17 protein-coding genes are annotated in these 14687 nt (G+C 55.5%); 7 read left to right on the top strand and 10 right to left on the bottom strand.

Annotated elements, in window-relative coordinates; all coding sequences use genetic code 11:
• Positions 1-8 precede the first annotated feature (8 nt).
• Complete coding sequence (locus TH4_RS17805; RefSeq protein WP_008891497.1) at positions 9-512, bottom strand: Dps family protein; 504 nt, start codon at positions 510-512, stop codon at positions 9-11.
• Positions 513-740: 228 nt separating this feature from the next.
• On the opposite strand from TH4_RS17805, the gene TH4_RS17800 reads away from it, so the two are divergent.
• Together TH4_RS17800 and TH4_RS17795 are read left to right on the top strand one after the other, a co-directional pair.
• Complete coding sequence (locus TH4_RS17800; protein ID WP_063087294.1) at positions 741-1196, top strand: hypothetical protein; 456 nt, start codon at positions 741-743, stop codon at positions 1194-1196.
• Positions 1197-1329: 133 nt separating this feature from the next.
• Positions 1330-1884, top strand: coding sequence for a YqaA family protein (locus tag TH4_RS17795; RefSeq protein WP_245227989.1), 555 nt, complete (start codon positions 1330-1332; stop codon positions 1882-1884).
• 76 nt (positions 1885-1960) lie between these two features.
• Here the strand turns inward: TH4_RS17795 and TH4_RS20710 are convergent, their stop codons facing one another.
• Complete coding sequence (locus TH4_RS20710; protein ID WP_147419498.1) at positions 1961-2170, bottom strand: hypothetical protein; 210 nt, start codon at positions 2168-2170, stop codon at positions 1961-1963.
• A gap of 344 nt (positions 2171-2514) precedes the next feature.
• On the opposite strand from TH4_RS20710, the gene TH4_RS17790 reads away from it, so the two are divergent.
• From TH4_RS17790 to chrA, 4 genes are all read left to right on the top strand, one after another.
• Positions 2515-3042 carry an RNA polymerase sigma factor gene (locus tag TH4_RS17790; protein ID WP_064782178.1) on the top strand — a complete coding sequence of 176 codons (528 nt, stop codon included), beginning with the start codon at positions 2515-2517 and terminating at the stop codon, positions 3040-3042.
• Between the two features lies 1 nt (position 3043).
• The gene (locus TH4_RS17785) at positions 3044-3286 is read left to right on the top strand and encodes a hypothetical protein (protein ID WP_064782177.1); all 243 of its coding nucleotides are present in this window, start codon (positions 3044-3046) and stop codon (positions 3284-3286) included.
• 513 nt (positions 3287-3799) lie between these two features.
• Positions 3800-5275 carry an AMP nucleosidase gene (locus TH4_RS17780; RefSeq protein ID WP_008891503.1) on the top strand — a complete coding sequence of 492 codons (1476 nt, stop codon included), beginning with the start codon at positions 3800-3802 and terminating at the stop codon, positions 5273-5275.
• Between the two features lie 223 nt (positions 5276-5498).
• The gene (gene chrA, locus TH4_RS17775; protein WP_064782197.1) at positions 5499-6710 is read left to right on the top strand and encodes a chromate efflux transporter; all 1212 of its coding nucleotides are present in this window, start codon (positions 5499-5501) and stop codon (positions 6708-6710) included.
• An 18-nt stretch (positions 6711-6728) separates the two neighbouring features.
• On the opposite strand, the gene TH4_RS17770 is transcribed toward chrA, so the two are convergent.
• The 6 genes from TH4_RS17770 to TH4_RS17745 all read right to left on the bottom strand — a co-directional run bounded on the left by TH4_RS17770 (position 6729) and on the right by TH4_RS17745 (position 12807).
• Positions 6729-8186: a serine hydrolase domain-containing protein gene (locus tag TH4_RS17770; RefSeq protein ID WP_064782176.1), complete on the bottom strand. Its 1458-nt coding sequence runs from the start codon at positions 8184-8186 to the stop codon at positions 6729-6731.
• Between the two features lie 86 nt (positions 8187-8272).
• Positions 8273-9451 (bottom strand): MFS transporter, encoded by a 1179-nt coding sequence (locus tag TH4_RS17765; RefSeq protein WP_064782175.1) that lies wholly within the window; start codon positions 9449-9451, stop codon positions 8273-8275.
• 113 nt (positions 9452-9564) lie between these two features.
• Complete coding sequence (locus tag TH4_RS17760) at positions 9565-10146, bottom strand: helix-turn-helix domain-containing protein (RefSeq protein WP_064782174.1); 582 nt, start codon at positions 10144-10146, stop codon at positions 9565-9567.
• A 68-nt stretch (positions 10147-10214) separates the two neighbouring features.
• Positions 10215-10784 carry a 16S rRNA (guanine(966)-N(2))-methyltransferase RsmD gene (gene rsmD / locus TH4_RS17755; protein ID WP_064782173.1) on the bottom strand — a complete coding sequence of 190 codons (570 nt, stop codon included), beginning with the start codon at positions 10782-10784 and terminating at the stop codon, positions 10215-10217.
• A 5-nt stretch (positions 10785-10789) separates the two neighbouring features.
• On the bottom strand, positions 10790-12088 hold the full coding sequence (locus TH4_RS21000; RefSeq protein WP_064782172.1) for a pseudouridine synthase: 1299 nt from the start codon (positions 12086-12088) through the stop codon (positions 10790-10792).
• The gene (locus TH4_RS17745) at positions 12085-12807 is read right to left on the bottom strand and encodes a gamma-glutamyl-gamma-aminobutyrate hydrolase family protein (protein WP_064782171.1); all 723 of its coding nucleotides are present in this window, start codon (positions 12805-12807) and stop codon (positions 12085-12087) included. The genes TH4_RS21000 and TH4_RS17745 overlap by 4 nt, the downstream gene beginning before the upstream one ends.
• Before the next feature lie 279 nt (positions 12808-13086).
• Between TH4_RS17745 and TH4_RS17740 the strand changes: the two genes are divergently transcribed.
• A complete protein-coding gene (locus TH4_RS17740; RefSeq protein WP_064782170.1) occupies positions 13087-13539 on the top strand; it encodes a nucleoside deaminase in 453 nt (150 codons plus the stop codon).
• A gap of 33 nt (positions 13540-13572) precedes the next feature.
• Here the strand turns inward: TH4_RS17740 and TH4_RS17735 are convergent, their stop codons facing one another.
• A complete protein-coding gene (locus tag TH4_RS17735) occupies positions 13573-13839 on the bottom strand; it encodes an Atu4866 domain-containing protein (RefSeq protein WP_238538722.1) in 267 nt (88 codons plus the stop codon).
• Between the two features lie 83 nt (positions 13840-13922).
• On the bottom strand, positions 13923-14669 hold the full coding sequence (locus TH4_RS17730; RefSeq protein WP_198155620.1) for an SDR family oxidoreductase: 747 nt from the start codon (positions 14667-14669) through the stop codon (positions 13923-13925).
• Between the last annotated feature and the right edge of the window lie 18 nt (positions 14670-14687).

The raw sequence follows: 14687 nt of genomic DNA, 5'->3' as shown, positions 1-14687 counted from the left end.
TGGCATGATTACGAGATCGTTGCACGCAGCATCCATGCTGCTTCTTCGTGAACACCGATCCGCTCGGTCAGCATGTCGGCGGTTTTCACATCATCAACTTCCTCGGCGGCAGCCACCCCGTCACGGAGCAGGCGGGCCATTTTTTCATGATCCTCGACCAGTTCCTTGACCATGTCTTCGGTCGAAAGAAGTTTGGTCTGATCCTTGATGGACGAGTTTTCCATCATCTCGCTGAGACCCGTTGGCGCCGTAAAGCCGATGGCGCGGATGCGTTCCGCCATATCGTCAATCGCGGTATTGAGGTCCTCGTAATGCTCCTCGGTCATGTTGTGGAGCGAATAGAAAGCCGGACCCACCACATTCCAGTGAACACCACGAACTTTGGCATACAGTACATGCGACGAGCCAACGATCTTGGTCAGCATTTTAGCCAGTTCGCGACGATCCTTGCGGTCCACGCCAGTCTCGACGGGAACTTCCTTCGCAACGGTCTGCATACTGCTATGTGCCATAACTAAAACTCCTTTTGTTTACAGCGTGCCCGTGAAATCGGATTGCGCATTCTTTATTGCGCTGTACCCCGTTTCGTATTGTGGGCGCTTGCAGATGAAACGTGCATTCCGCCAGAAGGTTCCAGAAAATAAAATCAACACAATTGGAACATTCTTTCGCACCATCCGTTGTGAATGGTAAGCAGCGTGCAAGTAATTGTGCTGTGTTTGTTTAATAAGGAGGTTGTGATGTTGAACAAGAATATGCTGATGATCGGTACTGTACTTATGTCTGTTTCTGTAATGGCGCCGGCTTATGCCGGGTCTGACAGCTCGGACACCATGGCGACCGACGATGCAGTGAAGTCCGACGTCAATGAGCTGGGCAACGAAATTGCAGCCCAGTATGAAGAAGCCAAAGACTTTACGTTCGAGCAGAAAGAAGACTTCCTTGCCTGGGTTGATGCCAAATCCAAACAGCTTGGCGAACAATACGACGAGGTTTCTGCCGAAGTTAAAGATGACAGCGAAGATGCTGTCGAAGAAATGGCTGAGGCCTGGGACAGCGCAAGCGATGAGCTGAGCGATGCCCTGGAAAATGCCAAGGATGCATCTGCGGATACCTGGGAAGATGTAAAGGCCAATACAGTAAATGCGCTTGAAGATGCGCAGAAGGCCATCTCGGATACTCAGACCGCCGAATAAGACGTCACAACCTGAACTCGGCGGATGACGTCCGAGGTTAGCAGCCCGCCCGGTTTCGGGCGGGCTGCTTTTATTTTGGGGCAGGACCGCCAACAAGGATCAGAATATGTCGGGCGACAATCAAAAAACAGGAATGCGCATAAAAAACGGGTTGGCATATGCCAAGTCCCGCCTCGCCAAACTTGCAGAGGGACGCAAGGGACTTGGGGGGATATCGGTCGCGTCGTTTCTTGAAACCACAATCATCCCGATTCCGATCGAAGTCATCGTTGCCCCGATCATGGCGGCTTCACGGACGCGCGGGTTTATTGTGGCATCCGTAACACTGGCAGGCAGTGTGTTGGGTGCCGTGGCCTTATATCTTTTGGCGTGGGTTTTGTTTGATGACCTTGCCCAGCCGCTTATTGACCTGGTCGGCGGGCAGCAGGAATTCGAAGATCTGGAAGGCCGATTTGCCGAAGGCGGATTCTGGGTGGTCTTTGCAATCAGTATTACACCGGTCCCGATGCAGCTTGCAGCCCTGGCCGCAGGGGCGACATCCTATCCGATCTGGTTGTTTCTGATTGCGATAACGGCATCGCGCGCGATCCGATATTATGGATTGTGGTTGCTGGTTCTGGGATTTGGTGCAGGAATCGCCCGCATATTTGAGGGGCGCAAACCCGATTTACCGCAAGATGCGACCTGAAATTGGTCCGAAAACACGCCCAAATAAAAAAGGCCCGGCCGTTCGCCGGGTCTTTTTTTTGGAAAAATCGAATTTTTTATTCCGTCTCGATGCGGAAATCTGTGGTGCTTTTGCCCTCGGTTTCGGGGTCATCGACGTCTTCTGCGACGAGGCCACGACGAATGAGCTCGCGGATTGCGGCAGCTCGGGTCGGCATCCGATGGTCAAACCGCCAGTCATCGATGAATTTCAGTTCTTCATCATCGAGCATGATCTGGAGCTTTTCTGTTCTCTTCGACGTAGGCACGTGGGGTTTCCTGTAAATTTCAGAGGTTCTTAAAACCGTCCGAAGCCGTTGAAAATCAAAGCGTTCCAAAATTTTGGAGTAAGTTACGTTACCGCTGTTTTCTCCGTAACACAACCATCTTGCTGAATCGACGTAACTGAGGACATGGGCGTAAGTAACGTAAAGTAATTATAATGAGTTCCTAAGGTATATTGAGGATGTTGATTAATGAGAGTGAAGTAAGTCTGTTGGTGTATCTATGTATATTGGGTGAGATACCTGTATTGCCTAAGTGAAACATACGATTTTACTTTAAATTTTATTTTCGTTTGTTAGGGTCAGGACATCCGAACAAGGAGGTTGTGATGTCTGAACAAGTGATGAACGAAATCGAAAACCATGTGCCTGCACTGCGCCGTCATGCATATCGTCTGACCGGCAGCAACGACATGGCTCAGGATCTGGTCCAGGACACGCTGTTGAAAGCCATCAGCAAAAAGGACCAGTTCGAAGAAGGCACCAGCCTCAAGGCTTGGTTGCACCGTATTCTGTTCAACACGTTCATTTCCGGAAAACGTCGTGAAAAAACGCGTGGCCCGCAGGTCGACTGGGATGATCTTGGCGACGTCTATGGCCATGGCAGCAATCAGATGGCGCGTTTGCAGCTTCGTGATGCTGACCGTGTGCTTGAAGATCTGCCAGCCCAGGAACGCGAAGCGATCATGCTGACCGCTGTTGACGATGTGTCCTATCAGGATGCTGCCGATCAAATGTGTGTCGAGATTGGCACGGTCAAATCCCGTGTTGGCCGTGCACGCCGCAAGCTGCGCGCATCGGTTGGTCGAATCGAAGCCCGTGAACACGCATCACGTTATGTCTCGGAGGCCGCATGATATGAGCCTGGTTCTTGCGATATATGGCAAAGATCACATTCTTGGCTATGTACGCGGGACGCTTGAAGACGACGAAGAAAAACAGGACATCGAAAGTCTGGTCGAGAGTGACCCGCGCGCTGCCAAGATTGTTAACAAGCTTGAAGTCACCGAAGTTGGTGATCGATGGGCAACCGACAATTCTGCGCGAAGACGACTCGAAAAGTTACAGCGCATCGCCGAGGAGGCAGATGTCCTGGCATAGCGCGGAACCGCAAAATGCCACCTGTGAACAAATAGAATTGACATAAATGACCATTGGTCATATAAATACAGTACATCAGGGTTGATCGTCTTTTCCCTCAACGTCTAAGGCCCTTCCCTGAAATTGCCGAAACCGTCCCCCGGTTTCGGCATTTTTTTTGCCCTGTTTTCAAATTACCAGCCGTTTCACGCCGCCCGCTTTGTGTGCAGACCTTGCGGGTTATGACGGTCTCCTCAAAACTGTCATTTGGAATTTTTGAAAATAGACCCGACATATATTTCATAAGTTTCTGAAAATGCCGGGAAAGGTGCGAATTATAAACTTTCCGATATCCACAAATCAGCCGTTTTGACGTCTGGATTGAAAGTGATGGCAAAGTTTTCGGTTGTCAGAAGCCGGGCGAGCGGTGATAAATCTCTCGCTCCAAGGGGTTTTGTCATTGATCCGTCGCTGTTTTATGCTTCGTGATCTGGCAAAAGACCCAAACAACAATAACAAAAAGGAGCAACCAATATGGTTTCAGAAGTCCATGGATCGGTACGCGATCTGTTTGAATTCACGGACGCCGACCGGGCACTTGCGCGCATCAAGGATATTTATGCGACCGGTGCCAATGCCGTCCAAGAGGCCTTTAACCGTTTCGGTCAAGGCCAACAATCTTCTCCGATACGTGCGTATTATCCGTATCTCGGCATCGAAGTGCCGCCGGAAAAGCTGCATGTCGAAAGCACCCTGTCATTTGGCGCACCGCGCGATCCGGGTGTTTATGGAACGACCTTGACCCGGCCCGACCTGTTTGAAGAATATTACCGCGAGCAGATCGAACTTCTGCTCAAAAACCATGACGTTCCGGTCGTGGTGGGGGTGTCGGACCGTCCGATCCCGTTGCCGTTTCTGGTTGAAACGGCGACGGACAGTATCGGTCCGAATGATATCCGCCCGATGCAGCTGATTTTTGATATGCCCGATCTGGCGCGGACCGATGATGATATCGCCAATGGCGTTCATTACGGCGCGAACGCGACCCCGGGGCCAAAGCCATTGTCGCTGTTTTCCGGTGAACGTGTGGATTATTCTCTGGCACGCCTGCGTCACTACACGGCAACAGCCCCCGAACATTTCCAGAAGTTCGTTCTGTTCACCAACTATCAGCGCTATGTCGATGAATTCATCGAATTCGCCAAGGCACAGCTTGATGACCCGAAAAGCCCCTATGTCGCATTTGTCGAGCCGGGGCCGAAAGTCAGCGTGCGCAAAAACGCGCCCAAGGGCTGGGTTGAAAGCGGTGAGGCGGTCAAACAACTGCCGCAGATGCCATCCTATCATCTGATCCGCGAAGATGGTCTTGGTGTCACGCTGGTCAATATCGGTGTGGGGCCGTCGAACGCCAAAACGGCAACCGACCATATCGCCGTTCTGAGGCCGCATTGTTGGTTGATGTTGGGGCACTGTGCCGGATTGCGACGTAGCCAGCTGCTTGGCGATTATGTTCTGGCACATGGCTATGTCCGTGACGATCACGTGCTTGATTCGGACCTGCCGCTGTGGATTCCGGTGCCGCCAATTGCCGAGGTGCAGGTCGCCCTGGCAGATTCGGTCACAAAAATCACCGGCCTTAAGGGCCGTGAAATGAAGGCGCGCATGCGGACCGGCACGGTGGCAACCACCGATAACCGGAACTGGGAACTGCGGTATAGCGAACTGTTTGTTCGCCTCAACCAGTCACGTGCCATCGCAGTCGATATGGAAAGTGCGACCATTGCTGCCAACGGTTTCCGGTTCCGGGTACCGTATGGCACGCTTTTGTGTGTGTCGGACAAACCAGTCCACGGCGAATTGAAGCTGCCCGGTATGGCGAACAATTTCTATCGCCAGCGTATAGGTCAGCATTTGCAGGTGGGTCTGGATACGATTGATACGCTCCGTCAGGACGTCAATCAGCTCCATTCGCGCAAATTGCGTTCCCTGGACGAACCAGCCTTCCGCTAAGGCGTGAATGATCACACCAAAACCCCGCCTGCGGCAGATCGCCACAGGCGGGGTTTTGTTATGGAATTGTGACGAATGGCTGTGGTCCCGATTTTGGCTTTGCCGCCTTTGTGCGATTGCGTATGGTCAGGCAAAATCAGGGGTAGGGCAGGACAATCACATGCCAAACGCAACGCCACACAACAAAACCACAAAAAATTCCACAGATAACAAGGCTCCTTCATTGCCGATTGGCGGTGTTGGTCTTTGGCAAATCTTCCTGATCTTTCTGCGTCTTGGCTTGACCAGTTTTGGCGGGCCGGTTGCGCATATCGGCTATTTCCGTGAAGAGTTTGTCGCGCGCCGCAAATGGCTGAGTGATGTGCGCTATGCCGATCTGGTGGCACTTTGCCAGTTCGTGCCGGGACCTGCCAGTTCGCAGGTTGGTATGGGCATTGGCATGGCGCTTGGTGGTTTGCGCGGATCACTGGTTGCCTGGCTTGGATTTACCATGCCATCCGCGATTGTGCTGGCCGCCCTTGGCATGGCGTTTGTCGGATTTGATCTTGGCGCGGTCGAGGGGATCATTCGCGGCCTTAAACTGGTTGCGGTCGGGGTTGTCCTGCATGCGCTGCTTGGCATGGCGCGCAGCCTGTGTCCGGATGTTCCGCGTGCCCTTCTTGCCGTGTTGGCCGCGGCTATCATGATTGCCAGTGAAACGGTGATGGCGCAGTTTGGCGTCATCCTTGGCGGGATGCTGGCGGGCTTTTTGATGCTTCGGGACAAGGTGGGCGCGGATGCCGATCCCGGCCCTGTGCGACGTTCGGCCAAGGGGGCTGTTGCGGCCCTTTGCGCATTTTTTACTCTGCTTGTTCTGTTGCCCATTTTGGCAAAGCTTGATTCCACCGGGCTTTTTGCCGTGATTGATGGCTTTTATCGCAGTGGTGCTCTGGTGTTTGGTGGCGGGCATGTGGTTTTGCCCCTGTTGCAAAATGCCGTGGTGACACCGGGCTGGGTTGATGCCGAGACTTTCCTTGCGGGATATGGCGCAACCCAGGCCGTGCCCGGTCCGATCTTTACCTTTGCCGCCTATTTGGGGGCAGCCCTTCATACCGGGTCTGGTGGTACGGGACTTTTGGTCAGTGCCACCACATCCCTTGTGACATTGATCGCGATTTTCCTGCCTGCATGGTTATTGGTGGTGGGGCTTTTGCCGTTCTGGGATCGTATGCGGCATATCCCGTCAATGCGGGCCGGATTGATGGGGGTCAATGCCGCCGTGGTCGGCCTTTTGGCGGCGGTGTTGTATGACCCGATCTGGACCGGTGCAAATCTTGATATCTTTGATATCGGGTGCGTGATTTTGGTTTTCGCAATCCTGCAATGGCGGATTGCCCCGGTCTGGGCCGTGGTTGGTGCTGGTGCTCTGGTTGGGTATCTGACAGGTCTTTTGTGATTACACCAACTGGCGCAATCAGCCGTCATTTGCCCCGGTCGTTGTGGCGTCCGATCCGATCGGCGCATCCGCCGGGGCATCTGAAGTCGCCGGGAAAATGGTACTCAGATCGGCAATGAACTGACGCAGCTTGAACGCATCGGAATTGCGGGTGACCCCGAAACGCGCCACCACGAGGTTTCTGGATGGAATGACGGTAAGCGACTGGCCATCATGACCAAGCGCGAAATAGGCGTCCTCGGGGATCTGCGGCACGTCATTACGGGGGGTGCCATCCTCGTTTCGGCTGCCCGGCAGATCAATCCACCAATGTGCGCCATAAAGGCCATAAGGGTCTTCTGCGGCGGGGCTGGTGGAATATCCGACCCATCCCTCGGGCAGCAGGCGCTCCCCCTCCCAAACGCCATCTTGCAGGAACAGCTGACCAATCTTGGCCCAGTCGCGTGCGGATGCATGCATGAAGCTTGAGGCGATAAAATAGCCTTCCGGGTCGGTTTCGATCACCGCACTGCTCATGCCAAGCGGACGGAACAGAAGTTCTGTCGGTCGGCTGAGATAGGTCGAACGTGACCCGCTCAGATTACGAATGGCCGCTGACAGGATGTTGCTTGCCCCGGAATTATAGGCGAAATCACTGCCCGGCGTGTTTTCCAGCGGCATGGATACCGCATAGCCCGCCGCCGCAGGTTCGATAAACAGCATCTGCACCACGTCTGATAGCGGATTGGCGTAGCTTTCGTCGAACTCAAGGCCGCTTCGCATGCGAAGCAGATCATCGTAATTGATGGTTGCACGCGGGTCGTTTGGCTCTGCCTGCCATTCGTTGATCAGGACCGGGTCCTGGATGTCGGGCATCATGCCTTCGAACTGCATGCGACCGAGGATGACGTTGAAAACGCTTTTGGTCATCGACCAGCCGGGCAGCGGCGTGTCGGCTGTTATGCCCGCGGCATAGCGTTCCGCGACCACCTTGCCATCATGCAAGATCACCACCGCACGTGTCCGCCGTTCCGGATGCAGGCCCGGCTCATCCATGACGTCAAACAGGATGTTGTTAAGAGCGCGGCGGTCAACATTGGCGGGTGGCGGTGTCGTCAGAAGCGGGCGCGGTGTGACCGGTCGCATCACCGGGGTCGAATTGCGCAACTGGGCGACATGATCCAGATCGTCGGCCAGCGTGCAGCCAAGGTTGGGGCGATAAACGGCAAACCGTTTGCGGAACCCGAAGGCATGCGCACTGACAGTCTGGTTGCGCAGATCCACATTGGTGGTGATCAGGGATAAAAGGGCATTGTTGTCGGCCAGAACATCAACATCGCGCGCCCGTGTGGAGGTCAGGCCATCGACAAAAATGGCGGAGCACATGATCTTGGCGCTATAGGCAGCCCCCACCGGGGCCAGCCAGATGAAGAAGACAGCAAGAACGGAAATGCCGATCAATACCAGTCCGATAAAGATGGCTTTGATCAAATGCATTCCACTTCCCTGAATCTTTTTGATTTGTGTGGGAGGGAAGGGTCGCCTGCTTCGCCGGACAGGTCAAGCCATCGTATCGTATAGTTCTAAGATGAATTTTGTCTAATGGGGGCTGCCATGCCCGGTTTTCTTAGGGTAATCAGGAAGCCTGCAAAGTAAAAACCACCCAGAACCACAGCCGCCCCGGCCCAGCCATTTTGATCGATCATCGCCCCGGCAAACGGGGGAACAAGCACGACAAAAATCTCGGCGAACTGGGCTAGCATGCCCTGCAGGGCGGGCATGGAAAGGCCGTCCTTTGCGATCCTTGGCAAAAGTGCAAAGCACGTTCCGGCGACCATGCCCTGACAGACGTTAAATATAATCAGCGCGGTGACGCTAAGCGGTAGAGAGGTGCTGACATAGAGGGTCGAAATGGCAGTCGCCATCATCGGCAAAAATATAATCAGAATGGTCCGGCCAGCAACATCACGGCCCAGAACAGTCCCGGCGGCGACACTGCCGACAATATTTCCGGCAATTGCGGTTGTGCCGATGATCCCGGCCGACAGCGTAATGCCAATATCAAGGTTGTCTGCCAGCATGGCCGGCATGAACGCCAAAGCGGCCGACGTTGCACCCGCAAACGCACCAAAGGTCAGCGCCACCTGAAGGGCGGAACGGGATTTCAAAACACCGACCATCCCGACAACAAGTGATCGCCGCGCCGTTGCGATTTCGGGTTTTTCCATCAGGGCAAGAAGCGGCAGCAAAAACAGAACCGGCAGGGTGCAAACCCCAACAGCGATCCGCCAGTCCATCCATGTCACCGCAGCCGCACTGACCCAGTTGCCCAACGCAATGCCAACCGGGATAAAGGTGCCCCAGATGCTCATGGCCATGGCGACAAGCTTGGGATTTTTGAACCCGGCCATCCAGCTTGGCGCGCCGACAACAATCAGAAGATAGCCAACACTGGTGACAATCCGCCCGACATATAAAAGGCTGCTCACGCTTGCGGTGGCAAAGATCAGCGCGCCCGCAACCATCATCATGCAGCCAAGGACGAGTGACCTCCGCAGCCCGGCCCGTGCCGCCCATGCCCCGGCGGGTATGGCACAAAGTGCGCCTGCTGCGGTGATCAGGGACGCCACCAGTCCGAACTCCGCCTGACTAAGCCCGAAGCTTGCGCGCAAGTCAGGTGCAATCGGGCCAATCAGACCGACCTGCATCGAGGCGGTCAATCCAAGTCCATAAAGAATGATAACGGCGGTGATGGGGGGCATGGATCAGTTCCGTGGGGCAGGATCGGTGCACTTGAAGGGACTGATTACCGATATTTTGGGAAGAATGCCACGTATGAAATATGCGCCGGTAAAATATGAGCGCATGATCCGTATCAGATGTGAACCGGCTTGTGATCAAACCCGGTGGTCAGGCGCACTGCCGTGCCATCAGACAGGAAAAACCGTTCCCAAAGGATATAGGTATCGACAATCCGCAGCGGTGCGCCCTCCCGGCGGGAGTTTTCAAAGGTCAGGTGATCGGTCTGATCCTCGTGCCAGCCAAGGTCATGCAGGCTTTTTTCCGCCGATGCGATTTCCGGGGTCGCAAAGCACCACAGCGAGGTGCCAAGCAGCGGCGTGCTGTCACGTTGCCATTCGTTTTCACGCGGGCGCGATAAACAAAGAAGACGGTGTGATCTGTCTTCGATCAGGTGGACACGCTGGGATGACTGCATCACCAGTCGTTTGATCGCCTGATCAAGGCGGAAATTGCGTTTGCGCGTCATCATTTGTTGGATCAGGCCATATTGCAGCGGGGCCGGGCTTTGCGCGCCACTTTCCCAGCGTGAAACGGTTGCCTGTGTTACGCCCAGAATATCGGCCAGACGCGATTGTTTGATATCGCTTGTGCGCCGCCACTGGCGCAAAAGGCGACCAAATTCCTTGTCTGGTGAACTATTGGACAGGCGTTTCATGACGATCAACCGGTAGTGCAGATATCCAAATCTATCACAGAATGCGGTGACGGGCAGCTTTGCTGCAATCAGGCGATAAAACGCCCGATATCAATCTGGCAGCGGCCATATTTGCGACTGTCGCACAGATAAAAATCTTCAAGTGCGATTTCCGGATCGCGCGGATCGCGTTCGGCAACGATCAGGGTGTTATCATCAATCCACCCGGCCTGGGCCAGGGCCGAGATGCTGGGTTCGATCAGGTCTTTGCCATAGGGCGGATCGAGAAACACCATGCTGGCCGGTGTGCTGGTACGTGGGGGCTTGGTGGCATCGGCACGTCGTGCACTTGCCTGATCGGCAATGCGAAGGGTGTCGATGTTTTGTTCGATGATCGCAATCGCCTTGCGGTCATTGTCAAAGAATACTGCGCGTTCCGCCCCGCGTGAAATGGCTTCAAGGCCAAGCGCACCCGATCCGGCAAAGGCGTCAAGGATCACGCCATCATAAAGCGGGTTGAAGTCATCCTCATACCAGCGCGATGCGTGTGACAGGATGCTAAACAGGGCTTCGCGCACCCGATCAAGGGTCGGGCGCGTATCGCGTCCTTCCGGTGCGGCCAAAAGCCTGCCACGATGGGTGCCACCGACAATCCGCATTCAACTTAGTCCTTCTTGCCGCGCGGACGGTTGCCGGACGGCTTGCGACCGGGCGCACTATGTGTGGTATCGCCGGAACGACCAGCAGGTTTTCCCGATGGTTTGCCGGTTGGCTTTCCACGACCGCGTCCTTCGATGAAGCCCGGCTTGCCTTCGCGGCCACCAGTGCCCCGTCCGCCATCACGACCGCCATCACGCCCACCAGAAGCTTTGCCTTCGGCACTGTAACGGCCACGGCCCTTGTAGGTCGGGCGCGATGATCCGCGTTCTTCGCGCATATCGCGTTCCTGGCGATCCCCGCCAGAAGCCGGTTTGCCACGGCCACCGGCACGCGGGGCAGCCCCGATGCGCGGGCCTTTCCGTGCCGCACCACTCGCCGGACGTTCGCGGGTTTCACGCTGTTGGTCGGCCTCGGCATTCTGGGCTGCGGCGTTCGCGCCACCTTGCGGGCGTTTGCGCTGGGCTGGTTGGCCGAATACGGTGCGCGGGGCTTTCGGGCGCGACGTGCCGCCACGGGCAACCGATTTCTTTTCGGAAACCTTGGAATAGTCGCCCTTGAAGAACGCAGCGAGCTGTTCTTTCATCACCTTGCCGGTGATTTCTTCGCACTCGCCCGGCGCCAGATTGCCCAACTGGAACGGGCCATAGGAAACACGCATCAGGCGCGTCACCGGCCAGCCAAGATGTTCCATCACACGGCGAATTTCACGGTTCTTGCCTTCACGCAGCGTCACCGTCATCCAGGCATTGGTACCTTTCTGAACGTCAACCTCGGCCTGGATAGAGCCATAATTAATGCCGTCGACCGTGACACCGTCTTCAAGCTGCTTGAGCTTGGCCGGGTCAATTTGCCCATGCACGCGCACGCGGTACCGCCGCGCCCAGCCGGTTGCAGGCAGTTCAAGATAGCGGGCAAGCTCGCCATCGTTGGTCAGCAACAGCAACCCTTCGGAGTTCAAATCCAGTCGACCGACTGAAATCACGCGCGGGACGTAACTTGGCAGATGTTCAAACACCGTGTCGCGGCCCTGTTCATCGCGGTGGCTGGTGACCAGACCACGCTTTTTAAACAGGCGCCAAAGACGCGGCTTTTCCTTTTCCGGAAGCGGCTTGCCATCGACGATGATTTCATCTTCGTCGGTCACGGTGACGGCCGGGGTATCAAGCTTCTTGCCATTGAGGCGTACAAGCCCCTCGGCGATCATGCGTTCGGCATCACGTCGGGAGCAAACACCAGATCGTGCAATGCGCTTGGCAATGCGTTCGGGCTTGTTGTCATCCGGGGTGGTGTTCTTGTCGCTCATTTGCGGGCCTCGGAAATCAGGGCGTCGAAAATCTTCGCATCGCCCGAACTGATATGGAATTCGGGATGCCACTGGACCCCGAGACAATAACGATATTTCGGATGCTCAATCCCCTCGATCACGCCATCAGGCGCATAGGAATTAATGATCACATCCGGGCCAACCCCCGCCACCGCCTGATGGTGGGCGGAATTGACCGAAAGACTTTTCACATCGCCAACGATCTTCGCCAGAAGCGTATCGGGTTCGACCGTGACATTATGGCCGGGCTCGTTGCGCGGGTTCGGCTGTTCGTGGGGCAGGCAGTTTTCAACCGTGTCCGGGATATGCTGGATCAGCGACCCGCCCAGAATAACGTTCAAAAGCTGCTGACCACCGCAAATGCCAAGAACCGGCATGTCGCGCTCAAGCGCGCCTTCGGCCATCGCCCATTCAAATTTGGTGCGCCGATCCTTGGTGACAACCGTGTCGTGCTTTTCCGTCGCACCAAACAGGCTCGGATCCACGTCAAACGCGCCACCGGTCACGACCAGCCCGTCAATCAGATCAAGCAGATCGGGAACCAGTTCCACTTCGTGGGGCAAAGGCATCGGAATGCCGCCTGCCTCGGTCACCGCACCGGCATAGTTTTCACGCAGCGCATACCACGGGAATTTGGAATAGCCCCCCGGTTCTTCGGAATCGAGTGTGATACCAATGATCGGCTTGCGCGTGGTCATGATCGAAATAGCCTTGATGCTGGTGACAGGTTCGCGAATAAAGTCACGCGGAAACTACCTGTGTAACCCTTTAAGGGCAACGGCAATTCACGCGGATGGTCCATGCGTTTCTGCGGGCCCTCGCCAGTAAAGCTTCACCAGCAACCCGCCAGATCATCGCTTGACCGATTATCTGCATGGTAGCACTCTGGATCCTAACGCCCTAAAATGAAGTAAAAACAAGATCAGCCATGACAAACGACCTGATTTGTCAGATGGCCCAAGTGGGATGGAAAGATCATGAGTGCAGACAGCTACATGGATATGGCACTTGAAGAAGCCCGTGCTGCCGCGCGCCGGGGCGAAGTGCCCGTCGGTGCCGTTCTTGTCGATGCTGATAGCGGCGAGGTTTTGGCACGCGCCGGAAACCTGACCGAGGAAATGAACGACCCAACAGCACACGCCGAAATCCTCGTCATCCGGGCCGCTGCCGGGGCCAAGGGCGAACCAAGACTTCCCAATTGCGATCTTTACGTCACGCTTGAACCTTGCCCGATGTGCGCGACCGCCATTTCATTTGCCCGTCTGCGCCGGGTTTATTTCGGGGCTTATGATCCGAAGGGTGGTGGCGTTGATCACGGCCCGCGCGTGTTTGAAAGCACAAGCTGCCATCACCGTCCGGAAGTCTATGGTGGCATTGGCGAGGTCGAGGCTACTAAGCTTCTGAAGGATTTCTTTGGCAGCTTGCGCTAGGGATTTGATTGTTCGGTTGGGTGGCGTCGGAACTTAGTTTTCCGGCACTTCACGGAACATCACCATGCCACCGTGATACAGGACATCATTTTCGAAATAGCCATCGGCAGTAAAACCGGTGTCATCCTGATAGGTGATGTAGTTCCCCGAAACCTGATAGTCGCCCTGATAGGCCGACTGACGTGTGCCACGGGCCTCGTCATAGCGGCCATCGGCACGCAGTTCCTGGCGGATATGACCATCCTTGGTCACCCACATGCCGACATACGGGTGCGGGGCGATTTCAGCACTTTTGTTCATACCGGCCTCCTGCTGGGCCCATGCTGGTGATGCGAACACCACCAGCATGGAAAGAAAACACAAGGATTGCAGAATGATCTTCATCAGAACGCCGATGCCGTCGGACGGACGATGACTTCGTTGATGTCGACATCTGCGGGCTGATCAAGGGCATAAAGCACAGCGCGCGCAATGGCATCCGGGGTAAGGGATACCTGACGGAACTGGGTCAGAAGCTCCTTGCTGTTCGGATCGGAAATATCGTGGCCAAGTTCGGTCTCGACCACGCCCGGTGAAATGGTGGTGACACGGACATTGGTGCTTTCCTGACGCAGGCCTTCGGAAATCGCCCAGACCGCGTATTTGGTTCCGCAATAGACAGCAGCACTTGAATAAACGTTGTGTGCTGCAATGGACGCGGTGTTGATGACATGGCCGCCGCCCTGTTGTTCAAACAGCGGCAGAACAGCTGCAATACCGTTCAGAACACCGCGAATATTGACGTTGATCATGTTGTCCCATTCGTCGGTTTTCAGTGCCGACATCGGGGCAAGCGGCATCACGCCGGCATTGTTGAAAATCGCATCCACACGGCCATAAAGGTTGTTTGCGTTGTAAACCAGTGCCTCGACGCTATCGGCATTGGTGACATCCACCGAACGGGCCATGGCACGGCCGCCGGCAGCTTCGATTTCGGTGGCAATCTCATCAAGGCGTTCTGTGCGGCGTGCGCCAAGAACCACATTCGCCCCGCGGGATGCAAGAAGGCGGGCGGTGGCTTCGCCAATGCCGCTGCTGGCCCCGGTGATGATAACGGTCTTGTTTTCGACATGGTTGATTGGGTTCGACATGACATGCTCCTTGGGTTG

This window comes from Thalassospira tepidiphila MCCC 1A03514, from assembly GCF_001662875.1.
Classification (GTDB): Bacteria; Pseudomonadota; Alphaproteobacteria; order Rhodospirillales; family Thalassospiraceae; genus Thalassospira; species Thalassospira tepidiphila.
This window is presented reverse-complemented; position numbering and strand designations above follow the sequence as displayed.